We start from the raw sequence: 23,281 nt of genomic DNA on the forward strand, positions 1-23,281 counted from the left end.
AAACAGAAGGAATCCAGATGAGCGATCTTTCCCAACCAGCCAATATCAAGCGTTCGTGGGACCAGCCGGACGGCGCCTCGTTCGACCAGTGGATGGAAAGCCGGGTCGCGCGCTTCTCCACGCGCAAGTACGACTGGGACGCGCTGAAGTTCCAGGCCGACTACGACCCCAAGTACCGCCGCGCGCAGATGCGCTACCTGGGTACCGGCGGCACCGGCGTGGCCGCGGACACCAACACCGTGCCGTCGGAGCACTTCACCTTCTCCACCATGATCATCCCGGCCGGCCATGAAGGCCCGTCGCATCTCCACACCGACGTGGAAGAGGTGTTCTTCATCCTGCGCGGCAAGATCAAGCTGATCCTGGAAAAGGACGGCGAGCGCTTCGAGACCATCCTGACCGACCGCGACCTGGTCTCGGTGCCGCCGGGCGTGTACCGCGAGGAAATCAATATCGGCGAGGAAGACGCACTGATGTGCGTGATGCTCGGCGCCAGGAAGCCGATCACGCCAACGTACCCGCCCGAGCACCCGCTGACGAAGATCAAGCGTTGATGCCCGCATTGGCCTTCCGCAAGCACAGACCATGAGCCTTCACCCGACCCAGGCGATCCCGGCGATCCCGGCCACGCCAGCCGCCAACGAGACCCCGGACAAGTACATCGTCCCGGGCCTGGAGCGCGGGCTGCGCCTGCTCGGCGAGTTCAGCAGCAAGGACCGCACCATGTCGGCCGCGGAACTGGCGCGCCGCCTGAAGGTGCCGCGCTCCACCGTGTTCCGCCTGCTGGCCACGCTGGAAATGCTGGGCTTTGTCGAGCGCGCCGATGGCGGGCGTGATTTCCGGCTGGGCATGGCGGTGCTGCGGCTCGGGTTTGAATACCTGGCGTCGCTGGAGCTGACCGAACTGGGCCGCCCGCTGCTGGAGCGGCTGCGCGACGAGATCGCCTATCCGACCAACCTGGTGGTGCGCGACGGACGTTCGATCGTGTATGTGGCCAAGGCGGTGTCGCCGCGGCCCTTCGCCAGCTCGGTCAACGTCGGTACGCGCTTGCCGGCGCATGCCACGGTGCTGGGCCGGGTGCTGCTGGAAGACCTGTCACTGGCGGAACTGCGCGCGCTGTACCCGGAGGCGCAGCTGGAAGTGTTCTCCGACAGCACGCCGCGCACGGTCGATGCGCTCTTTGCCATCGTCCAGCGCGACCGCGAGCGTGGCTACGTGCTGCAGGAGGGCTTTTTCGAATCGAGCATTTCGACCATCGCCGCGCCGGTGCGCGACCGCACCGGCAAGGTGGTGGCAGCACTTGGCGCCACCATCCCCGCCGCGCATATCGATCCGGAACAGCTGGACGCGATGGTGGAGAAAGTGCGGAGCACCGCGGGCGAGCTGTCGCGCCTGCTCGACTACCGGCCGTCGCTGCACAGCGCCGGCAAGGTGGTGAATCTGTATCGGGAGTGAGGACAATGTCCATGATTGAACTCGGCGGCAAGGTTGCCGTCGTTACCGGCGGGTCCTCCGGCATCGGGCTGGCGACCGTCGAACTGCTGCTCGAAGCGGGCGCCGCCGTTGCCATGTGCGGCCGCGACGAACCCCGCCTGCGCGGCGCCGAAGCGCAGCTGCGCGAGAAATTCCCCGGGTGCCGGCTCCATGCCGCCACCTGCGACGTGCTCAGGCCGGAACAGGTCGCCGCCTTCGCCGCCGACGTGCAGGCCGCGCTTGGCAACGTCGACATGCTGGTCAACAACGCCGGCCAGGGCCGCGTGTCCACCTTCGCCAATACTGAAGACTCGGCCTGGATGGACGAACTGCAGCTCAAGTTCTTCTCGGTGATCCACCCGACGCGCGCGTTCCTGCCGCAGCTGGAGAAGTCGGGCCAGGGCGCGATCGTCTGCGTCAACTCGCTGCTGGCGCAGCAGCCTGAGCCGCACATGGTGGCGACTTCCGCCGCGCGCGCGGGCGTGCTGAACCTGGTGCGCTCGATGGCCACCGAGTTCGCGCCCAAGGGTGTCCGCGTCAACGGCATCCTGATCGGGCTGGTCGAATCGGGCCAGTGGCGCCGCCGCTTCGAGGCGCGTCCGGAAGAGGACCGCCACCTGGACTGGGCCGCGTGGACCGCGCGCCTGGCCCAGCAGAAACATATTCCCCTTGGCCGCCTGGGCCTGCCTGTCGAGGCAGCCCGCGCCATCCTGTTCCTTGCCTCGCCGTTGTCTTCATACACCACGGGCAGCCATATCGATATCTCCGGAGGACACTCCCGTCATGCCTAATCCACAACAGTACGAACAACAGCAGGTTACCGTCGGCTGCGCCATCACGGCGTTTCTCGAGCAGTGCGGGGTCAAGGCTGCATTTGGTGTGATCTCGATCCACAACATGCCGATCCTCGACGCCATGGGCGAGCGCGGCAAGATCCGCTTCGTGCCGGCACGCGGCGAAGCGGGAGGCACCAATATGGCCGACGCCTATGCCCGCACCACGGGTGGCCTGGGCGTGTGCCTGACCAGCACCGGCACCGCCGCGGGCAATGCCGCCGGCGCCATGGTTGAAGCGCTGACCGCCGGCACGCCGATGCTCCACATCACCGGCCAGATCGAGACGCCGTACCTGGACCAGAGCCTGGCCTACATCCACGAAGCGCCGGACCAGCTCACCATGCTGAAGGCCGTGTCCAAGGCTGCTTTCCGCATCCGCAGCGCCGACACCGCGATCAGCACCATCAAGCTGGCGGTGCAGACCGCGCTGACGGCGCCGACCGGCCCGGTCAGCGTGGAGATCCCCATCGACATCCAGGCCGCGCTGATCGACCTGCCGGCCGACCTGCAGCCGCTGCCGGTGCCGAAGCATGTGCCGTCGGCGCACGCGCTGGACGCGCTGGCCGAGCGCCTGGTCAACGCCAGGCGTCCGCTGCTGTGGCTGGGCGGCGGTGCGCGCCACGCCAGCAAGCAAGTGCAACGCCTGCTGGACCTGGGCTTCGGCGTGGTCACCAGCACGCAGGGCCGCGGCATCGTCGCGGAAGACGACCCGCGCTCGCTGGGCGCCTACAACCTGCACAAGCCGGTCGAGGCCTTCTACCAGACCTGCGACGCCATGCTGGTGGTGGGTTCGCGCCTGCGCGGCAATGAAACGCTGAAGTACGAACTGAAGCTGCCGCGCCCGCTGCTGCGCATCGACGCCGACCCCGCCGCCGAAGGCCGCTGCTACCTGAGCGACTACTTTGTCAGCGGCGACGCCGCGCTGGCGCTGGACGCCCTCGCGGATCGGCTCGAAAAGCGCATGAAGGTCGACCCGGCCTTCGCCGCCGACCTGCGCCGCGCGCACGACACCGCCGTCAATGGCCTGGTCGATGGTCTGGGCCCGTACTCGGCGCTGGTGCAGGCCCTGCAGGGCGCGGTGGGCCGCAACTTCAACTGGGTGCGCGACGTGACCGTGTCGAACAGCACCTGGGGCAACCGCGAACTGCGCATCTTCGACTCGCGTGCCGGCGTGCATGCGCTGGGCGGCGGCATCGGCCAGGGCCTGGCGATGGGCATCGGCGCCGCGATCGGCGCGGCGGCCACCGCATCGGGCAAGAAGACCTTCACGCTGGCTGGCGACGGCGGCTTCATCCTGAACCTGGGCGAACTGGCCACCGCGGTGCAGGAACGTGCCGACATGGTCATCGTGCTGATGAACGACAAGGGCTACGGCGTGATCAAGAACATCCAGGACGCGCAGTACGGTGGCCGCCGCCACTATGTGGACCTGCACACGCCCGACTACGCCGCGCTGGCCAAGTCGCTGTCGCTGCGCCATGCGCGCGTCAGCAGCCTGGCCGAAGTCGGCGCCGCGCTGGAGCAGGCCACGGTCGAGGCCGGCCCGTTCCTGCTGGAAATCGACATGCTGTCGATCGGCAGCTTCAAGACCGTGTTTGCCGGCCCGCCGGTGAACAAGGAAACCCCGGCTTCGGAACAGGCCACCGTCAGCGCCTGAGGGAGACCAGAAATGCTGCATGTGTCCATGATTGGGTGCGGTGCGATCGGCCGTGGCGTGCTTGAGCTGCTCAAGAGCGATCCCGACGTCGCCTTCGACGTGGTGATCGTGCCCGAGAGCGCGATGGACGAGGCCCGCGGTGCGCTCTCCGCGCTGGCGCCCAGCGCCCGCGTGGCCACGCACCTGGACGACCAGCGCCCCGACCTGCTGGTCGAGTGCGCCGGCCACCATGCGCTGGAAGAGCACATCGTGCCGGCACTGGAACGCGGCATCCCGTGCATGGTGGTGTCGGTGGGCGCGCTGTCCGAGCCCGGCATGGCCGAGCGTCTGGAAGCGGCCGCGCGCCGCGGCGGCACGCAGGTGCAGCTGCTGTCCGGCGCGATCGGCGCGATCGACGCGCTCGCCGCGGCGCGTGTCGGCGGGCTGGATGAAGTCATCTACACCGGCCGCAAGCCGGCGCGTGCGTGGGCTGGCACCCCGGCCGAGAAGCTGTTCGACCTGGATGCGCTGACCGAGACGACGGTGATCTTCGAAGGCACCGCGCGCGACGCCGCGCGCCTGTACCCGAAGAACGCCAACGTCGCCGCCACGGTGTCGCTGGCCGGCCTCGGGCTGGACCGCACCGCGGTGAAGCTGCTGGCCGATCCGCATGCGGTGGAAAACGTGCATCACGTGGAAGCGCGTGGCGCGTTCGGCGGGTTTGAGCTGACGATGCGCGGCAAGCCGCTGGCGGCGAATCCGAAGACGTCGGCGCTGACGGTGTTCAGCGTGGTGCGGGCGCTGGGGAATCGGGCGCACGCGGTATCGATTTAAGGGACTGAGGCGCCAACGACCGCTGCGTGTTTGCTCCCCTCTCCCGCGCGCGGGAGAGGGGCCGGGGGAGAGGGCAGGCGTGTGCCAAGCATGACGCGCTGCACTCCGTGAGAAGCGCCCACCCTCTCCCCCACCCCTCTCCCGCAAGCGGGAGAGGGGAGTCCCGCCGCAGCAGGCGCCAGGACATCGCAGCGAAATAGCGCAGTAAGGCCGGCAGCGGCCACGACAGACATAGCAGGCAACGACATGAACCCACAAGAAGTCCTTCCCATCTGCATCGCCGGCGAATGGCGCCACGGCACCGGCGACCGCTACGGCACGCGCTACCCGGCGACCGGCGAAGTCGTCGCCGAACTGAACGCCGCCAGCCTGGCTGACGTGGAAGACGCCGTGCAGGGCGCACACCACGCCTTCCTCACCAGCGGCTGGGCCCAGCGCAAGCCGCACGAGCGTGCCGCCGTGCTGTACCGCGTGGCCGAGCTGATCCGCGCCAAGGCCGAACCGCTGGCCCAGCGCCAGCGCCTCGACAACGGCAAGCCCATCAGCGAAACGCGCGCCCTGGTCGCCAGCGCCGCGGGCACCTTCCAGTTCTTTGCCGCCGCCTGCGAAACGCTGGAAGAAACCATCACGCCCCAGCGCGGCGACTGCCTGACCATGAGCGTCTACGAGCCGATGGGCGTGGTCGCGGCGATCACGCCGTGGAACTCGCCGATCGCCAGCGAGGCGCAGAAGATGGCGCCCGCGCTCGCCGCCGGCAACGCCGTGGTGGTCAAGCCGGCTGAAGTCACGCCGCTGATGGCGCTGGAACTGGCGCGCATCTGCGAAGAAGCCGGCGTGCCCAAGGGACTGATCAGCGTGCTGCCCGGCAAGGGCTCGGTGATCGGGGACGCCATCACCAAGCATCCGCTGGTGCGCCGCGTGTCGTTCACCGGCGGCACCACGACCGGCAAGCACATCGCCCACATCGCCGCCGACAAGATGATGCCGGTGTCGCTGGAGCTGGGCGGCAAGTCGCCGACCATGGTGTTCGACGACGCCGACCTCGACCACGCGGTCAACGGCGTGCTGTACGGCATCTTCAGCTCGTCGGGCGAATCGTGCATCGCCGGGTCGCGCCTGTTCGTCGCGCGCTCGCAGTACGAGGCGTTTATCGATCGCCTCGCCGCCGGTGCCGCGCATCTGCGCGTGGGCGATCCCGCCGACGAGCGCACGCAGATGGGCCCGCTGATCACCGACCGCCATCGCGACAGCATCGAGTCGTACGTCGCCACCGGCGTGCACGAAGGCGGGCAACTGCGCACCGGCGGCGTGCGTCCCGACGTGGCCGGCCTGCCCAACGGCTACTTCTACACGCCGACCATCATCGAAGGCCTGGATAACAACGCCCGCATCTGCCAGGAAGAAATCTTCGGGCCGGTGCTGGTGGCGATCCCGTTCGACGACGAGGACGACCTGATCGAACAGGCCAACGACAGCGTCTACGCGCTGGCCGCCGGCATCTGGACGCGCGACTACAAGCGCGCCTGGCGCGTGGCACGCGCGGTGCAGGCGGGCAACGTGTGGATCAACACCTACAAGCAGTTCTCGATCTCGACGCCGTTCGGCGGCTGGCGCGACAGCGGCCTGGGCCGCGAGAAGGGGCGGCTTGGCATCCTGCAGTACATGGAGCAGAAGAGCGTGTACTGGGGCCTGAACGAACAACCGCTGCCGTGGGCCAACCACTGAACCCGGCAGGCTGGAGAGAAGCAATGATCAAGGTATTGGGAATCGACGAGATCGTCTACGGCGCGGATGACTTTGACGCCTGCCGTGGCTTTTTCTCGGACTGGGGCCTGGCCATCAAGCGCGATGACGCGCAGGGCCTGGACTTCGAAACGCTGAACGGGTGCCGCGTGCTGGTGCGCCGCATCGACGATCCGTCGCTGCCGCCCGCGATCGAGGCTGGCCCGACGCTGCGCGAAGTGGTGTGGGGTGTCGAATCGCAGGCATCGCTCGATTATCTGGCCGGCGCGATCGCCGATGCGCCGGGCTTCATCAGGCAAGGCGAAGGCGCCACGCTGCGCATCGGCTGCACCGATCCGAACGGCCTGGCCGTGCGTTTCCAGGTCACGCGCAAGCATGACGTGCAGGTCGAATGCGCGCTGATGAACACGTGGAACGACAAGCCGCGCATGAACCAGCGCAGCCCGATCTACGACCACGCCACGCCGATCGAAGTCGGCCACGTGGTGTTCTTCGTGAAAGACGTCAAGGCCACCGAGCAGTTCTATGTGGAGAAGTTCGGCTTCGTGCCGTCGGACCGCTACCCGGACCGCGGCGCGTTCCTGCGCTGCACGGCGGATGGCGGCCACCACGATCTGTTCCTGCTGCAGCTGCCGGAACCGAAGAGCGGCCTGAACCACGTCGCCTTCACCGTGCGCGATATCCATGAAGTCTTCGGCGGCGGCATGCATGTCTCGCGCAAGGGCTGGGACACGCAGCTCGGCCCGGGCCGGCATCCGATTTCTTCGGCCTACTTCTGGTACTTCAAGAACCCGGCCGGCGGCCTGATCGAGTACTACGCCGATGAAGACCAGCTCGACGAACACTGGGAGCCGCGCGCCTTTGAGCCGGGCCCGACCATGTTCGCCGAATGGGCGATCGAGGGCGGTATCGACGGCAACACCCGCCGCCAGAAGAACGCGGGCGGACCGGCAGGCAAGTTCCTGACCGAGAAGCGGTAAGTCAGCAGCAAGCGGAATCGAAGGAAGCAGCATGAGTGCCCACCAGTCCCATTCCCTGACCCTGCGAGTCCAGGCCATGCGCTACGAAGCGCGCGGCGTGGTCAGCATCGAACTGCAAGATCCCGAAGGGAAGACCCTGCCCGAGTACAGCCCGGGCGCCCATATCGACCTGCACCTGGGCAACGGCCTGGTGCGCAGCTACTCGCTGTGCGGCGCGCCGGAAACGCGCAACCGCTACACCGTGGGCGTGCTGCTGGACCGCGGCAGCCGCGGCGGCTCGCGCTACGTGCACGAGCAGCTGCGCGTGGGCGCCACGCTGACCGTGGGCGCGCCGCGCAATAACTTCGAGCTGGACGAGAGCGCGGCGCACACCGTGCTGGTGGCCGGCGGCATCGGCGTCACGCCAATCGTCTGCATGGCGCGCCGGCTGGCGGAGCTGGGGAAGTCGTTCACGCTGGTCTACTGCGCGCGTTCGCGCGCCGAGGCGGCGTTCGTCGAAACGCTGTCGGCGTACGGCGACGCGGTGCGCTTCCATTTCGACGACGAAGCGGGCGCGCCGCCGGACCTGAAGGCAATGCTGGGCGGACAGGACGCGCAGACGCACTTCTACTGCTGCGGGCCGGGCCCGATGCTGAATGCGTTCGAGGCCGCGTGCGAAGCGCATGCCTACCCCAACATCCATATCGAGCGCTTTGCCGCGGACCCGTCGACCGAGGCGGTGCAGGAAGGCGAATACGTGGTGCAGCTGTCGCGCACCGGCTCGCTGGTCAAGGTACCGTCGGGCAAGTCGCTGCTCGATGCGCTGCTCGATTCCGGCGTGGAAGTCGAGTACAGCTGCCGCGAAGGCGTGTGCGGCTCGTGCGAGACCGCCGTGCTGGAAGGCTGCCCCGACCACCGCGACAGCGTGCTGAGCAACAGCGAGCGCGCCAGCAACAAGACCATGATGGTGTGCGTGTCCGGGTGCAAGGGCAGCAAGCTGGTGCTGGATTTGTAATCCTCGATTGCTCGTTCCGCGAGTGTTTTCTCCCCTCTCCCGCGAGCGGGAGAGGGGCGGGGGAGAGGGCAGGCGCCGGCCGTAGCCAGCGCATTGCCAGATCCCGACTTCCTCGTCCACGGCCGCGGGGCAAGCGGCGCGTATGCCGCCCGCAAGCGCCTGCCCTCTCCCCCAACCCCTCTCCCGCATGCGGGAGAGGGGGAGCAACCCCCGACGAATCAAACCGAGAAGTACCGTGTTCACCCAGAGACAAGACGCAGCGTCCCCCGGCGCACCGGTGGCCGCCACCGCAGGTATTGTGATCACGGCCGACAGTGCCGGCCAGGGCGCTGCCACGGCTACCGCACGCAGCGGCCCGGTCACGCGTGGCAATATCGTCGCCCGCATCGAACGCATGCCGGGCAACGCCATGCATATCCGCGCCCGGCTGCTGATCGGCCTGGCCACCTTCTTCGACGGCTTTGACGTCATCGCCATTGCCGCCACGCTGCCGTTGCTGATCGCGCAGTGGTCGCTGACGCCGGTGCAGATCGGCGTCCTGATCGCGGCGCCGTCGGTCGGCCAACTGGTCGGGGCGCTGCTGTTCCCGGGGCTGGCCGAGCGCTTCGGGCGGTTGCGCTCGATCGGCTGGAGCGCGGGCATCATCGGCCTGATGAGCATTGCCTGCGGCCTGGCGCCTTCGTTCGAGATCTTCTTGCTGCTGCGCATCGTGCAGGGCCTGGGGCTCGGCGGAGAACTGCCGGTCGCCGCCACCTATATCAACGAAGTCACGCGCGCGCATGGCCGCGGGCGCTTCGTGCTGCTGTACGAGGTGGTATTCCCGATTGGCCTGATGGTGTCCAACGGCGTCGGTGCCTGGCTTGTGCCGCACTACGGCTGGGAGGTGATGTACTTCATTGGCGGCGTGCCGCTGGTGCTGTTCTTCATCCTGAAGCGCGTGATCCCCGAATCGCCGCGCTGGCTGGCCGAGAAGGGCCGGCTGGAAGAAGCCGACGCCGCGCTGCGCGCGTTCGAGGCGCGCGCCAGGGGCCCGCTGCCGCCGCCACAGAACGCCAGCGCCTACGATCGTATGACCCAGCACCCGCGCCGCCGCGTGCGCGACCTCGTCAGCAAGGCCTATCTGGGCCGCACGATCGCGGTCTGGATGCTTTGGGCGACCTGCGGCTTTATCCAGTACGGCCTGTCGACCTGGCTGCCCACGGTCTACAAGACCGTCTACCACGCGCCGCTGCAACTGGCGCTGAACCTGGCCGCGGGCGCTTCGGTGCTGGGCGTGGTCGGCTCGCTGGTGTGCGCGATGATCGTCGACAAGGTCGGCCGCAAGCCGGTGATCAATGTGTCGTTCCTGCTGTGCGCGCTGTCGCTGGTGCTGGCCGGCGTGTTCCACGCGTCGTCGGTGTACGTGGTGGCGACCTTCTGCGCGCTGGCGATGGGCTTCCTGGCCAGCGGTTTCATCACCGCCTACGTCTATACGCCCGAGCTGTACCCGACCAGCGTGCGCGCGATGGGCTGCGGGCTCGGCGGCGCCTGGCTGAAGCTGGCCGCGATCTTCGCGCCGACATTGATCGCCGGCACCATCGGCAATGGCACCCTCAATGTGGCGTTCTTCGCGCTGGCCGTGGTGCCCGCCCTGGCAGCAGTTACCGTTCACTTCTTCGGCATCGAGACCAAGGGGCAGGTGCTGGAGGAACTGGAGGTCTGAACGGGCGCGTGCTCGTCCCGTTCATCTTTGAAGGCCGCGCCCGGATCCGGGCGCGGCCTTTTTTCTTTCTTCTTGCTGTGCCGACCAGGCCCTTGCGCTATGCCTGGGCTCGCAGCAGCTTGCGCAGCCCCAGGTAGACCGCCTCCCGTTCCTCTGGCGACAGCATCCGGATCACTTCCGCCTGGCCCTTGCGTGCCAGCGGCATCACCTGGTCGTGCAGCGCCGCCCCGGCTTCGGTGATGGCGCAGATCAGCTTCTTGCGCGGGGTGTTGCCAGCCGAGGTCAGCTGTACCAGCCCGCGGTCTTCCAGCAGCCGCAGCGTGCGGCTGACCAGTGCCTTGTCCGAGGTCGATTGCGTGACCAGCTCGGAGAAGGGCAGTTCTTTCGCATGCGCCAGCAGCGCCAGGATGCGCCACTCCGGCACGGTCAGTCCGAACTGCTCGGCGTAGGGCTTGGTGACCGTGCTGCGCAGCGCGGTCACCAGTTGGCTCAGCATGGTGGTGAGGAAGTTGTCGACGGTCAGGCCATTGCCGGCCTCGTCGAGGTCGGTCCAGGGGCTGGTCAGGTCTGGCGCGGGCTGGCCCTGGGCGGGTGCGGCGTCACGGGGCATGCGGTCCTCTTGTCTGGTGTCTGCCGGCCAGGTGTCCGGCCGGTGGGCGGGCCAGATTGTCTCACAGGCGGCAGCGAGTCCGGCGGTAATGTCTCGTCATTACCACCTGAAAAAATCAAGCAAACAGTAAAGAAAAGTCAATTAGTGGTTTCAGTAAGTTGAGTTGTCAATAATGCCGACCTACAGTTAGTGTGTTCCAGATGTGAGCTAGCGTTTTAATGATAAAACAACCGAAGTGTTGTAACCCTGAGCCAACCCTGTTTTCGCGGTGCGCACGACAGCCCACTCCAACGCCGCGAATGCGCCCCCACAGGAGCCGTTGATGAGACATGATCGCCCCCGCCGCCTTTTCCTTGTTGCCACTGCCATGGCCGCGCTCGCTCTTGCCGCGGGCAGCGCGGTGGCCGCGCCCTATCCGGCAAAGACCGTGACCATGGTCGTGGCCTATCCGCCCGGCGGCGATACCGACGCCATGGCGCGGCTGTATGCCGACAAGCTGTCCGCACGCCTGAAGCAGCCGGTAATCGTCGAGAACCGTCCTGGCGCCGGCGGCGTGGTCGGCGCCAGCTTTGTCAGCCGGGCGCCTGCCGATGGCTACACACTGCTCTACACGCCGAACCCGTTCACGCTCGCACCGATGGTGCTCAAACTGGCGCCGGCCGCCAGCTACGACCCGCTGCACGGCTTCACGCCGGTGGTCCAGACCGCCGTGCAGGCGGTGCTGCTGGTGGCGAACCCGGCTGCGGGCGTCAAGACCGTGCCGGAGATGATCGCGGCGGCCAGGGCGGGCAAGACCTTCACCTACGGCAGCCCGGGTGCCGGGTCGCCGATGCACATCGCCGGTGAAATGCTCAACCGCGCCGCCGGCGTGAAGATCCAGCACGTGCCGTACAAGGGCGTGGCGCCGGCGGTCAATGACGTGGTGGCGGGGCATGTGAACTTCGCCTACGTCACGCTGGGGCCGGTGGCGCAGTACATCAACACCGGCCGGCTGATCCCGCTGGCGATCACGGACGCAAAGCGCTCGCCGCTGCTGCCCAACGTGCCGACGCTGGCCGAGCTTGGCTACAAGGACGTGGTGGTGGGCGCCTGGCACGGCGTGATGGCGCCCAAGGGCACGCCGCCCGACGTGGTCAAGGTGCTGAACCAGCAGCTCAATGAAGTCATCCGCCTGCCCGACGTGGCCGAGAAGATGGCCACCTTCGGCGCCAGCCCGGTGGGCGGGGCCCCGGCCGCGCTCGACAAGGTCAATGCGGGGGACTACGAGCGCCTGGGCAAGGTAATCCGCGACCTCGGCATCACCGCCGAATGAGGGCGGCCAGCGCATCGCATTCATGCAACACGTCAAGCAACACGTCAGGCAGGAGGCCGGCATGAGCAAGGCCATCGTGGGAACCTCCACGCCGCAGGTGACCGCGCGGGAAAAGGTCATGGGGCGCGCGCAGTATGCCGGCGACATCAGGCTGCCCGGCATGCTGCACGCCAAGGTATTGCGCAGCCCGCACCCGCATGCGCGCATCGCCGGCATCGACACGTCGGCGGCGCGCTCGCTGCCCGGCGTGAAGCTGGTGGTGACCGGGCACGACGTGCCCACCCGCAACTGGGGACCGCACCGCAAGGAGCAGCGCATCCTGGCCTGCGGCGTGGTGCGCCACGTGGGCGAGGAAGTGGCGGCCGTGGTGGCCGTCAGCGACGAGGTGGCGCGCGATGCGCTGGACCTGATCCGCGTCGAGTACGAACCGCTGCCGGCATTGCTGACGCCGGCGGCGGCCCTGGCCGAAGGCGCGCCGGAGCTGCACGCCGGCACGCGCAATATCGGCCACGAGATGCGGATCGAGCGCGGCGACGTGGAAGCGGGCTTTGCCGCAGCCGCTGCCGTGTATGAAGCCACCTACGATATGCACTCGCAGTACCCGGGCTACCTGGAGCCGATGGCCTCGGTCGCGGCGCAGGACGGCAATGGCCGGCTGACGCTGTGGGCCTCGACCCAGTCGGTGTTCCTGGCGCGCATGCGGCTGGCCGAGGCGCTGGAGCGGCCGGTGTCGACCATCCGCGTGGTGCAGGCCACCACCGGCGGTGGCTTTGGCGCCAAGATCGTCGAGGAGAACAACAGCCTGATCTGTGCGTTCCTGGCCAGCAAGCTGGATCGGCCGGTGCGGCTCGTCAACAACCGGCTGGAGGACTTCCAGGGCGCGCGCGCCAGCGTGCCGATGACGGTCTGGTTGCGCATGGGCCTGTCCGCAGACGGCATGATCGTGGCCAAGGACGTGCGCATCACCGCAGAGTGCGGCGCGTACTCCGGCCTGGCCGGCGATGTGATGCACGTCACCGCGATGCGCAGCGACAACATGCACCAGATGCAGAACGTGCGCTCGCACGCGGTGATGGCCTATACCAACAACCCGCCGCGCGGCGCTTTCCGCGGCTTCGGCGGGCAGCAGATGCAGTTTCCGCTGAACTGCCACCTGACCGTGCTGGCTGGCATGCTCGGCATCGATCCGGTGGAAGTGCACAAGCGCAACGCGATCCCCGCCGGCGCGACCAGCGTGCATGGCTGGAAGATCAGCAGCACCGGCATGGTCGAATGCCTGGAAATGACGCGCAAGGCAATCGGTTGGGACCAGAAGCGCGCCGCCTCGAACTCCGCCGCGCGCGGCACCGGCACGCGCCGGCGCGGCGTTGGCATTGCGGCGGCGATGCACGTCAGCGGCAATCGCACGCTGGGCAACTGGGACGGCTCGACCATCCTGCTCAAGGTCAACGAAGACGGCCGCGTGATGCTGCAGACCAGCGAATGCGACATGGGGCAGGGCGCCAACACCATGCTCAGCCAGATCTGCGCGCAGGAGCTGGGCATCCCGCTGTCGCACGTGACCGTGATGGTGCCCGACACCGACACCGCGCCGTTCTGCCTGGGATCGCTGGCGTCGCGCGTGACCATCATCGCCGGCAATGCGGCGTTGCGCGCTGCGCGCGAGGCGCGGCAGAAGCTGCTGGCGCTGGCGGCGGAAAAGCTGGGCGTCGCGGCCGAGCACCTGACGATTGCTGATGGCCGCATCATTGCATCCGAGCAGCCTGACAAGTCCGCCACGCTGGCCGAGATCGCGCGCCTGCATATCTTCCGCCACGGCGGCGAAGGCATTCACGTGCGCGCCAGCTACGACGCGCCTACCGTGATGCATGACGCCAACTACTACGGCAACGTCGCGCCGTCGCACTCCTTCGCGGCGCAGGCGGTCGTGGTGGAAGTCGACACCTGCACCGGCCAGGTCACCGTGATCGACAGCTTTGTCGCCGACGACTGCGGCAAGGCCATCAACCCGCTCGCGGTGCATGGCCAGACCCATGGCGCCACGGTGCAGGCGATCGGCTGGACGCTGTACGAGAACCTGCACTACGAGGAAGGCCGCCTGATGAACGGCAACTTTGCCGACTACACCATGCCCACTGCCGATGCCGTGCCGATGCTGCGCACCGACGTGGTCGAATCGAACGATCCCAACGGGCCGTATGGCGCCAAGGGTGCCAGCGAGACAGCGATCCTGCCGGGCGCGGCCGCGATCGCCAATGCCGTGTTCGATGCCGTGGGCGTGCGCATCCAGTCGCTGCCGATCACGCCGGAGAAGGTGCTGGCGGGTTTGCGCGCCTTGCCGCAGCAGGACGGGGAGGCCGCCCATGCGTGATTTCGAATTCCTGGAGCCGGCCTCGGTGGCCGAAGCCAGCCGCATACTGGCCGACCTTGGCGACAGCTGCCGCGTCTTTGCCGGCGGCACCGCGCTGATGCTCGGCATGCGGCAGCGCATGCTGACGCCCAGCCACCTGGTGTCGCTGGGCCGGCTGGACGCCCTGCGCGGCATCAGCTTCGATGCCCGCGAAGGACTGCGCATCGGCGCGCTGACGCTGCATGCCGAGGTGGCCCGTTCGCCGCTGGTGCAGGCGCATTACCCGATGCTGGCCAGCATGGCCGCGCGCGTGGCCAACCCGCAGGTGCGCAACCAGGGCACCATCGGCGGCAACCTCTGCTACGCCGATCCGGCCACCGATCCGCCGGGCTGCCTGATGGCGCTGGGGGCGCAGGTTGTGCTCAGCGGCCGTGGCGGCGAACGCGTGATCCCCATCGAAGACTTCCTGGTCGACTACTACGTGACCGCGCTGGCGCCCGACGAGGTAGTCACGCAGATCCGCCTGCCCGCGCCGGGCGCGGGTGCCGACGGTCGCTATGCGCGCTTCCTGCGCACCGCCGCCGAGCACCGGCCGCTGGCCAGCGTGGCGCTGGCGGTGCGCCGCGAAGGCGCGTTCTGCGTGGAGGCCCGGCTGGCAGTGGGCGCGTCGACGCCGATCCCGGCGCGCCTGCGCCGCGCCGAAGCGCTGCTCGCCGGCAAGACCGTGACGGCTGAACTGGCCGCCGAGGCGGCCGCCATCGTCGCCACGGATATCAACGCGGTCTCGGACATGCGCGGCTCGGACACGTACCGCCGCGAGATGGTGCGCGTGGTCGCGCGCCGCACCATTGCCGAGCTGTTCGGCGTGGCTTCGGAGTAAGGAAACGCCATGAACAAAGTCAGCATCGAACTCACCGTCAACGGTGAGGAACACCAGGTGGAAGTGCCGGCCCGGCGCCTGCTCTCCGACCTGCTGCGCGACGACCTCAACCTGACCGGCACCAAGCGCGGCTGCGAAACCGGCATCTGCGGCGCCTGCTCCGTGCTGGTCGACGGCGAGGTGGTCAAGTCCTGCCTGATGCTTGCCGTGCAGGCGCGCGGGCGCGATGTGATGACAGTCGAAGGGCTGGCCGCCGACGGCCAGCTGCATCCGCTGCAGCAGTGCTTCATGGACAACGGCGGGCTGCAGTGCGGCTATTGCACGCCCGGCTTCCTGATGGCGTCGTGCGCGCTGCTTGCCAATAATCCCAACCCGACGGAAGACGAGGTCCGCCACGGCCTGAACGGCAACCTGTGCCGCTGCACCGGTTATGTGGGCATCGTCGAGTCCGTGCTGTCCGCCGCGGAGAAAATGCGTGGAAATTGAAAAGACCCTTGTCACCGCGGCGCCGCCGGCGCGCGTATGGGAGCTGCTGCTCGACCCCAACGTGATGGGCGCCTGCGTGCCCGGCATGGAATCGATCGAGGTGCTGAGCGATGTCGAGTACATCGCGCATATGGCGGTGAAGATCGCTTTCATCAACGCGCGCTTCCGGCTGCATACGAAGATTGTGGAGACCCGTGCGCCGCATTACCTGCGCACCGAAGGCACCGGCGAGGATGCGTCGGTGGCGAGTTCGCTGCGCCAGTCCAGCGAGATCTTCCTGACCGAACAGGACGATGGCTCGACGCAGCTGCGCATCAGGGTGCAAGTGGATGTGCTGGGGCGGCTCGGCACGTTCGGACTGAGCGTGATGAAGACCAAGGCCGACCGGATGTGGGATGAGTTTGGGGCTAACCTGCTGGGGCGGCTGTCGCCGCAGGGGCGGGGGCAAGCGCAATCACAACCGCAAGTGGAAGCTAAACCGCAGCCGTCCGCGCGGGTGCGCACGCAACCCGCCGCCGCGCCTGTCACCAATGGCCATGCGGTGCTGCCGCCGCCGCCGGCAGCGCCTGGCTTGTTTGCGCGGCTGCTTGGGCGTGGCGATGCCGCGCGCGGGCCGCTGAGCGACATCTGCGTTGAGCTGCGCCGCCGCAATGAGACCATCGTGGTGCGCTGGCCCGCGGCGCATGGTGAGCAGTGTGCGGCTTGGTTGCGGGATTATTTGCGGTGAGGGTGTGGGTCGATTTTCTGGGGCTGCGGGTTGGAATCTGGTGGATATTTGATATGCCCGGTTCCGCCCTGAAGGGCGGGTAACTTTTTGTCCGAGCGACAAAAAGTCACCAAAAAGCGCGTTTACTGCCCTGGGCGGGCGGCCACTTTTATCGTAGTGGGTGGGGGGTTTCGTACGGGGCTTGGCTTCCTCACAAAGCCGGGCTGCCTGCCGCCTTGGTGCGCCACGGTGGTTCGGGATTGATGCGATTATTGAACGAGCCCAGAGCTGTGGATGGCCCCTGCTGCTGGCGGCATGGTAGGAACGCCTTCGGCTGCGCTGCGCGCCGGCAGCATCTCAGGTCACTGGCCCTGGCCCTGGCACGGAACGCGTCGCGTCGCTGCGCTCGCTTGGCGCTATCGCCGATCGAATGCGCCAGCCTTTCCCGGCCCGCTTGTTCGCTCCCCTCTCCCACTTGCGGGAGAGGGGCTGGGGGAGAGGGCAGGCGCCTCGACGAAGTATTGAACGTCAAGTGCCCAAGCCCGTCCCCAAAGAAGGGGTCTCGTCCGCAGAACAGGTACCCTATCGCCTTCAGGCGTGATATATGAAGGCGTTACGCCAAGACCGAAACCTGCAGAGACAGACCATGACCACCGATACGCCGCAAGAGGACGACAAGGACAGCGGCCAGGATAAATACATCGTGCCCGGCCTGGAGCGCGGGCTGCGGCTGCTGGGCGAGTTCAGCAGCCGCGAGCGTACCTTGTCCGCCGCCGACCTGGCGCGCCGCCTCAAGGTGCCGCGCTCGACCGTGTTCCGGCTGCTGGCCACGCTTGAAATGATGGGCTTTGTCGAGCGCACCGATGGCGGGCGCGAATTCCGCCTGGGCATGGCGGTGCTGCGGCTGGGGTTTGACTACCTGGCCTCGCTGGAGCTGACCGAGCTGGGCCGGCCGCTGCTCGACCGGCTGCGCGACGAGATCCACTACCCGTGCAACCTGGTGGTGCGCGACGGGCGCTCGATCGTCTACGTGGCCAAGTCGGTGGCGGCGCGGCCGTTCGCCAGCACGGTCAACGTCGGCACGCGGCTGCCGGCGCACGCTACCGTGCTGGGCCGGGTGCTGCTGGAAGACCTGACGCTGGAAGAACTGCGGGCGCTGTACCCGGAAGACCAGCTCGAAGTGTATTCCGAGAGCACCCCACGCACGGTCCAGGAATTGTACGAAATGGTCCAGCGCGATCGCGAGCGCGGCTACGTGCTGCATGAAGGCTTCTTCGAGGCCAGCATCTCCACCATCGCGGCGCCGGTGCGCGACCGCACCGGCAAGGTGGTGGCGGCGCTCGGCGCAACCATCCCCGCCGCGCGTATCGAACCCGACCAGTTGGACGACATGGTCGAGAAAGTCAGGCAGGCGGCGGCCGAGCTGTCGCGCCTGCTCGACTATCGTCCGGTCATGTCGAAACCATTTGTATAGGCAGCAGCATGCAGCAATCCAGGCAATTGAAGAGATCGCCGCGCCGGCGCCAATGGCTGGGCGCGGCAATGGCCCTGGCGGCGGCCATGCCGTGGCCGGCAGCGCAGGCGGCTGGCTGCGCCAACGTGCGCATCGTGGTGCCGTTTCCGGCCGGCGGCCCGGCCGACCAGCTGGCGCGCACGTTGGCGCACGGCCTGCAGCAGAAGCGCGGCACGCCGTTCGTGGTCGATAACAAGCCCGGCGCCAATGGCAATATCGGTATCGATGCCGTGCGGCGCGCGCCTGGCGACGGCTGCACGCTGCTGGTGGCGCCGGCTGGCAACCTCACCATCAATCCGACGCTGATGCCGGCGCTGACGTACAACGTCGAACGCGATTTCCGCGCAGCATCCCTGCTGGCGGGATCGCCCAACGTGCTCGCGGTGCATCCGTCGGTCAAGGCGAACAGCGTGCAGGAGCTGGTGAAGCTGGCGCAGCAGGCCGACAAGAGCGGCAAGCCTCTTGGCTACGCCAGTCCCGGCGTCGGCAGCGGGCTGCACCTGGCGGGCGAGCTGTTCCGCCACATGGCCGGCATTGCGCTGCTGCATGTACCGTACAAGGGAACCACGCAGGCGCTCAACGACGTGGTCGGCGGGCAGGTGCCGATGCTGTTCGGTACCTGGCCGACGCTGGCGCCGTTCATCCAGTCGGGCCAGCTGCGCGCGTTGGCCGTGACGCAGGCCAAACGCTCGCCCGCGGCACCGGGCGTGCCGTCGCTGGCGGAGCAGGGCGTACCCGGCATCGATGTCAGTTCCTGGTATGCGCTGCTGGTGCCGAAGGCCACGCCGCAGCCGGCGGCGGATAGGCTTAGCGCCGACGTGCGCGCCTTGCTGGCTACGCCGGCAGTGCGCGCGGAGTTGCAGCGCCAGGGCATGGAACCGGCCGGCAGCACACCGCAGGCGCTCGACGCGCGCATCCGCGAGGAAACCGCGTCGTGGGCAAAGCTGATCCGCGAGTACGGGATTACCGCGGAATAAACCTGGAATAACCGCGGAATAACCGTGGCTGGCGTCAGCGCTGCCGGTCGGGCCGATGGCCCAGCAGCGCCGACAGGTCGCGCGCCGCCACCCTGACTTCCTTCTCCACGCGTTCGCGCAGTGTGCCGTCCTGCTCGAAGCGCTGCTGCGGTCCCGCCACGCTCAGGGCGGCGACGACCGCGCCCTCGGCGCCGCGCACCGGCGCCGCGCAGGAATCGATCCCCGGCTCGTAGGCCGAAAAACTCCACGCGCAGTCGCGCTCGCGGTCGGCGGCAAGGATATCGGCCAGCCGGGCATGGGTGGCCGGGCTCTGGCCGGTCACGGTCGGCAGCGGGTCCGGGCCCAGCAATTCCTTCATTGTTTCCGGCGGCAGGTCGGCAATCAGCATCCGGCCGGGCGTGGTCAGATGCGCCGGCACGCGGCTGCCTACCTGGATATTGCTGACCAGTGAGGCCGCGGGCATGTGGCGCAGCAGGTAGAGCGCATGGCCGCCGTCGCGCACCACCAGGTACGCGGACAGCTGCAGCGAATCGCTCAGCCTTGCCAGTACGCGTGTGGCCAGGCTGGTGAGGTCGTTGGATGCCAATACGCGTGACGCCAGCTTCAGGAAATTGAAGCCGACCTGGTGGCCGCCATGCGACAGGCGTTCCACCATGCCTTCGTGCTCCAGCGTATCGAGCAACCGCATCACGGTAACGCGGTTCACGTCGATGCGGCGGCCGACCTCGCTCAGGTTGGCAGTGGAGCCGCCTTCGGCGATATAGCGCAGCAGGCGCAGGCCGCGGATCACCGGCGAGACCAGCTGCGCTTCGCGGGCGTCTTCGGTTTCGGTGCTGTCGTCGAGGTCGAGGTCGGGTTCGGTTGGCGGGCGGGACTTGGGCATTCAGGTTTTACTGTTAACGGAAGACGGCCGCGCGCGCGGCCGTCAGGCTGGTGGCAATAATCCAATCGCGAGGGCCGTCGGTCTGCGAAGACGTTGCCATTTGCCATCACCCTTGGCAAACGCTCCCCTCTCCCGCAAGCGGGAGAGGGGAGCAAACCGCCAGCGTGTGTTCACCCCAGCGCCACGTTCCAGGCGTCGTAATCGTACACCCAGTCGGCATTGCCGCCTTCCTTGAGCCAGGCATTGCTGCGCGAGCCGATCTGGATGCGGCTGGTGCGCTCGTGGCGCGCCGCCTGGTAGCGGGCCAGCGCCGCGGGCACAGCGGCAGCGCCATCCTGTGCCGCATCAGCCAGGCAGCGCGCCAGCACGACCCCATCCTCGATCGCCATGCCGGCACCCTGCGCCATGAACGGCATCATTGGGTGGCATGCATCGCCCAGCAGCGTGACCGGGCCGGACGACCACCGCGGCAGCGGGTCGCGCACATACAGCGCGGAAATCAACACCTCGTCGCAGGCATCGAGCAACGCGCGCGCCTCCGGATGGAAACCGGCATACGCGCTGCGCAACTCCTCCACGCGGCCTGGCGTGGTCCACGATTCATGCCGCCACGCCTCCTGTGCCACCGTGGCAAAGATAAAGATGTCGCGGCCGCGGTTGAGCGGGAAGGTGACGATCTGCGTGGCGGCGTCCGGACCCCACCATTTGGTGAAGGCGTTCAGGTTAGGCACGCCGGCCAGCTTTTCGGCGGGCACCACGGCGCGGTACGCGACCACGCCGGTGAAGATCGGGCTTTCCTGGCCGAGCAGGGCAGTGCGCACCGTGGAGTGGATGCCGTCGGCGCCGACCAGCACGTCGACGCGCTCTTCCGTGCCGTTGGCAAAGCGCAGCGTGGCGCCGTGGGCGTCCGGGACGATCGCCACGGCCTTGTGATCCAGGCGCACATTCGCGGCGGGCACCGCGGCTTCCAGCGCGGTCATCAGGTCGGCCCGGTGCATGGTGAGCTGCGGGGCGCCGTAGCGGCGCTCGGCGTCTTCCTGCATCGGCAGGCGCGAGGTTTCCTCGCCGGTGTCCCACATGCGGCTGATGCGGTGGGAAGGCCGCGCGGCGGTCTCGCGCAGCGCATCGCCGACGCCCAGGCCGTCCAGTGCGCGCACCGCGTTGGGCGTCAGGTTGATGTCCGCGCCGACGCGGGCAAAGCGCGGCGCCTGTTCATAAACCACCGCGTCCAAACCGAGCTTGCGCAGCGCGATGGCCGCGGCCAGCCCGCCGATGCCGGCGCCGTTGATGCCGATCTTCAAAGTCATGTTGCCGTTCCGGTAACGCCAGCGAGACGTTCCGGAACCGGTGGGGCGCGCGCTGACTTGTTTTGTTCATAAATGAACGATATGTTCATAAAAAGGTAATTCATGAGGGGGGAAGCGTCAACCAAGGGTTAACGCGCAGTAAGAAGAGCCTATTCCGGCTGCCGCCCGATGCTTCCCACGATCCCTTTGCGGAAAGCCAGCACGCAGACGACGAAGATGACGCCGGTCACCATCGATACCGATTCCCCCAGCCCGTTGAACCACTGCAGGCCAGTGGCGGAGGCCAGGAAGCTGCCGATGTCGCCCAGCTTGTTCTCCAGCGCCACGATCACGAAGGCGCCGACGATCGGGCCGGACAAGGTGCCCAGGCCGCCGACCAGCGTCATCAGGATCACCAGTCCCGACATCGACCAGTGCACGTCGCTCAGGGTCTCAAAGCCCAGCACCAGCGCTTTGACCGAACCCGCCAATCCCGCCAACGCCGCCGACAGCACAAAGGCGGCCAGCTTGAAGCGGTCGACGTCATAACCGAGCGAGACCGCGCGCGGCTCGTTTTCCTTGATCGCCTTCAGGATCTGGCCGAACGGCGAATGCACCGTGCGCACGATCAGCGCGAACGCCGCCACGACGATGGCCAGCGCCACGTAGTACAGCGTCAGGTCATCCGACAGCGGCAGCACGCCGAACAGCTTGCCGCGCGGGATGCCCTGCAGCCCGTCCTCGCCCCCGGTGAACGGCGCCTGCAGGCAGATAAAGAACAGCATCTGCGCCAGCGCCAGCGTGATCATCGAAAAGTAGATGCCCTGGCGGCGGATCGCCAGTGCTCCCATCACCAAACCGACCAGCGCCCCGGTCCCCGTGCCCAGGACCAGCCCGATCTCGGGCGTCACGCCCCACACCTTCATGGCATGGCCCGCTGCATAGCCGGCACCGCCGAAGAACGCCGCATGGCCGAACGACAGCAGGCCGGCATAGCCGATCAGCAGGTTGAACGCGCACGCAAACAGCGCGAAGCACAGCACTTTCAGCACGAGCACCGGATAAGCGCCGGCCAGCGGCGCGGCCAGCAGGCAAGCCAGCAGCGCGCCGTAGACTACCCGTCGCGGCAGGCGGCGCGCGGCCTGTGCCGGCTGCAGCCCGAGGGTAGCGATAGTCGATCCGTTCATCACTTCTCCTTTCCAAACAGTCCGGCCGGGCGCAGCAGCAACACGACCACCATGACCACGAACACCACCGTCGACGACACCTCGGGGTAGACCACCTTGGCCAGTCCTTCGATCACGCCCAGCCCCAGGCCGGTCAGGATTGCACCGAGGATCGAACCCATGCCGCCGATCACCACCACCGCGAACACGACGATGATCAGGTTCTGCCCCATCAGCGGCGACACCTGCATCACCGGCGCCGCCAGCACGCCGGCGAAGCCGGCCAGTGCGACGCCGAAGCCGTAGGTCAGCGTCACCATCCGTGGCACGTTGACGCCGAACGCCTGGACTACCTTTGCGTTCTCGGTGCCCGCGCGCAGGTACGCGCCCAGCCTGGTTTTCTCGATCACGTACCAGGTTGACAGGCATGCCGCGAGCGATGCCGCCACCACCCACACGCGATAGTTTGGCAGCCGCATGAAGCCCAGGTCCGACGCGCCTTGCAGCGCTTCCGGCGGGGCGTAGGGCAGGCCCGAAACGCCATAGACCGAACGGAACACGCCTTCGATCACCAGCGTGATGCCCAGCGTCAGCAGCAGGCCGTAGATGTGGTCGAGCTTGTAGATCCAGCGCAGCATGGTCTTCTCGATCGCCACGCCGACGCCGGCCACCGCCAGCGGCGCCAGTGCCAGCATCGCCCAGTAGCTCAGGCCGGCATATGACATGCCGGCCCAGGCCAGTACCGCGCCCAGCATGAACAGCGCGCCATGGGCAAAGTTGATGACGTTGAGCAGGCCGAAGATCACGGCCAGGCCCAGGCTCAGCATGGCGTAGAAGGCGCCATTGACGAGCCCCAGCAGCAGTTGCGACAGCAGCGCGGGCAAGGGGATTTCAAACAGGTTCATGGTGGCTCC

Annotated in this window: 21 protein-coding genes; 16 read left to right on the forward strand and 5 right to left on the reverse strand. The window is 67.7% G+C overall.

Annotation, left to right across the window (positions count from 1 at the left end; genetic code table 11):
• Window positions 1-17: 17 nt before the first annotated feature.
• The 9 genes from ACIP1U_RS26565 (at window position 18) to ACIP1U_RS26605 (ending at window position 10,198) form a co-directional block, all read left to right on the forward strand.
• Window positions 18-554, forward strand: a complete 537-nt coding sequence (locus tag ACIP1U_RS26565) for a cupin domain-containing protein (RefSeq protein WP_400321578.1) — start codon at window positions 18-20, stop codon at window positions 552-554.
• Window positions 555-585: 31 nt separating this feature from the next.
• Window positions 586-1,455 (forward strand): IclR family transcriptional regulator, encoded by an 870-nt coding sequence (locus ACIP1U_RS26570; RefSeq protein WP_400321581.1) that lies wholly within the window; start codon window positions 586-588, stop codon window positions 1,453-1,455.
• A 5-nt stretch (window positions 1,456-1,460) separates the two neighbouring features.
• Window positions 1,461-2,264, forward strand: coding sequence for an SDR family oxidoreductase (locus tag ACIP1U_RS26575; RefSeq protein WP_400321583.1), 804 nt, complete (start codon window positions 1,461-1,463; stop codon window positions 2,262-2,264).
• Complete coding sequence (locus ACIP1U_RS26580; RefSeq protein WP_400321586.1) at window positions 2,257-3,966, forward strand: thiamine pyrophosphate-binding protein; 1,710 nt, start codon at window positions 2,257-2,259, stop codon at window positions 3,964-3,966. Before ACIP1U_RS26575 ends, ACIP1U_RS26580 begins: the two co-directional genes overlap by 8 nt.
• A gap of 12 nt (window positions 3,967-3,978) precedes the next feature.
• Window positions 3,979-4,779 carry an aspartate dehydrogenase gene (locus tag ACIP1U_RS26585; protein ID WP_400321588.1) on the forward strand — a complete coding sequence of 267 codons (801 nt, stop codon included), beginning with the start codon at window positions 3,979-3,981 and terminating at the stop codon, window positions 4,777-4,779.
• Window positions 4,780-5,025: 246 nt separating this feature from the next.
• Entirely contained in the window at window positions 5,026-6,504 is a 1,479-nt protein-coding gene (locus tag ACIP1U_RS26590; protein WP_400321591.1) for an aldehyde dehydrogenase, read from the forward strand.
• A gap of 23 nt (window positions 6,505-6,527) precedes the next feature.
• The gene (locus ACIP1U_RS26595; protein ID WP_400321593.1) at window positions 6,528-7,502 is read left to right on the forward strand and encodes a VOC family protein; all 975 of its coding nucleotides are present in this window, start codon (window positions 6,528-6,530) and stop codon (window positions 7,500-7,502) included.
• A 31-nt stretch (window positions 7,503-7,533) separates the two neighbouring features.
• Window positions 7,534-8,496, forward strand: coding sequence for a PDR/VanB family oxidoreductase (locus tag ACIP1U_RS26600; protein ID WP_400321594.1), 963 nt, complete (start codon window positions 7,534-7,536; stop codon window positions 8,494-8,496).
• Window positions 8,497-8,773: 277 nt separating this feature from the next.
• The gene (locus tag ACIP1U_RS26605; RefSeq protein WP_400321703.1) at window positions 8,774-10,198 is read left to right on the forward strand and encodes an MFS transporter; all 1,425 of its coding nucleotides are present in this window, start codon (window positions 8,774-8,776) and stop codon (window positions 10,196-10,198) included.
• Between the two features lie 97 nt (window positions 10,199-10,295).
• Here the strand turns inward: ACIP1U_RS26605 and ACIP1U_RS26610 are convergent, their stop codons facing one another.
• Window positions 10,296-10,808, reverse strand: a complete 513-nt coding sequence (locus ACIP1U_RS26610; protein ID WP_400321596.1) for a MarR family winged helix-turn-helix transcriptional regulator — start codon at window positions 10,806-10,808, stop codon at window positions 10,296-10,298.
• A gap of 367 nt (window positions 10,809-11,175) precedes the next feature.
• Between ACIP1U_RS26610 and ACIP1U_RS26615 the strand changes: the two genes are divergently transcribed.
• From ACIP1U_RS26615 to ACIP1U_RS26645, 7 genes are all read left to right on the forward strand, one after another.
• Window positions 11,176-12,120, forward strand: coding sequence for a Bug family tripartite tricarboxylate transporter substrate binding protein (locus ACIP1U_RS26615; RefSeq protein ID WP_400321706.1), 945 nt, complete (start codon window positions 11,176-11,178; stop codon window positions 12,118-12,120).
• 61 nt (window positions 12,121-12,181) lie between these two features.
• Window positions 12,182-14,491: a xanthine dehydrogenase family protein molybdopterin-binding subunit gene (locus tag ACIP1U_RS26620; RefSeq protein WP_400321599.1), complete on the forward strand. Its 2,310-nt coding sequence runs from the start codon at window positions 12,182-12,184 to the stop codon at window positions 14,489-14,491.
• Window positions 14,484-15,350: an FAD binding domain-containing protein gene (locus ACIP1U_RS26625; protein WP_400321602.1), complete on the forward strand. Its 867-nt coding sequence runs from the start codon at window positions 14,484-14,486 to the stop codon at window positions 15,348-15,350. Before ACIP1U_RS26620 ends, ACIP1U_RS26625 begins: the two co-directional genes overlap by 8 nt.
• 9 nt (window positions 15,351-15,359) lie before the next feature.
• Window positions 15,360-15,836 carry a (2Fe-2S)-binding protein gene (locus ACIP1U_RS26630; RefSeq protein WP_400321605.1) on the forward strand — a complete coding sequence of 159 codons (477 nt, stop codon included), beginning with the start codon at window positions 15,360-15,362 and terminating at the stop codon, window positions 15,834-15,836.
• Complete coding sequence (locus ACIP1U_RS26635) at window positions 15,826-16,563, forward strand: CoxG family protein (RefSeq protein WP_400321608.1); 738 nt, start codon at window positions 15,826-15,828, stop codon at window positions 16,561-16,563. Before ACIP1U_RS26630 ends, ACIP1U_RS26635 begins: the two co-directional genes overlap by 11 nt.
• A 625-nt stretch (window positions 16,564-17,188) precedes the next feature.
• The gene (locus tag ACIP1U_RS26640) at window positions 17,189-18,016 is read left to right on the forward strand and encodes an IclR family transcriptional regulator (protein WP_400321611.1); all 828 of its coding nucleotides are present in this window, start codon (window positions 17,189-17,191) and stop codon (window positions 18,014-18,016) included.
• Between the two features lie 8 nt (window positions 18,017-18,024).
• Window positions 18,025-19,032: a tripartite tricarboxylate transporter substrate binding protein gene (locus ACIP1U_RS26645; protein ID WP_400321614.1), complete on the forward strand. Its 1,008-nt coding sequence runs from the start codon at window positions 18,025-18,027 to the stop codon at window positions 19,030-19,032.
• A 34-nt stretch (window positions 19,033-19,066) separates the two neighbouring features.
• Here ACIP1U_RS26645 and ACIP1U_RS26650 read toward each other — a convergent pair whose 3' ends face one another.
• From ACIP1U_RS26650 to ACIP1U_RS26665, 4 genes are all read right to left on the reverse strand, one after another.
• Window positions 19,067-19,915 carry an IclR family transcriptional regulator gene (locus ACIP1U_RS26650; RefSeq protein WP_400321617.1) on the reverse strand — a complete coding sequence of 283 codons (849 nt, stop codon included), beginning with the start codon at window positions 19,913-19,915 and terminating at the stop codon, window positions 19,067-19,069.
• 170 nt (window positions 19,916-20,085) lie between these two features.
• Window positions 20,086-21,222, reverse strand: a complete 1,137-nt coding sequence (locus tag ACIP1U_RS26655) for an FAD-dependent monooxygenase (protein WP_400321620.1) — start codon at window positions 21,220-21,222, stop codon at window positions 20,086-20,088.
• Window positions 21,223-21,371: 149 nt separating this feature from the next.
• Window positions 21,372-22,388 (reverse strand): branched-chain amino acid ABC transporter permease, encoded by a 1,017-nt coding sequence (locus ACIP1U_RS26660; RefSeq protein ID WP_400321623.1) that lies wholly within the window; start codon window positions 22,386-22,388, stop codon window positions 21,372-21,374.
• Complete coding sequence (locus tag ACIP1U_RS26665; RefSeq protein ID WP_400321626.1) at window positions 22,388-23,272, reverse strand: branched-chain amino acid ABC transporter permease; 885 nt, start codon at window positions 23,270-23,272, stop codon at window positions 22,388-22,390. Before ACIP1U_RS26665 ends, ACIP1U_RS26660 begins: the two co-directional genes overlap by 1 nt.
• Window positions 23,273-23,281 lie beyond the last annotated feature (9 nt).

It is taken from the genome of Cupriavidus sp. NPDC089707, from assembly GCF_044748965.1.
Lineage (GTDB): Bacteria > Pseudomonadota > Gammaproteobacteria > Burkholderiales > Burkholderiaceae > Cupriavidus.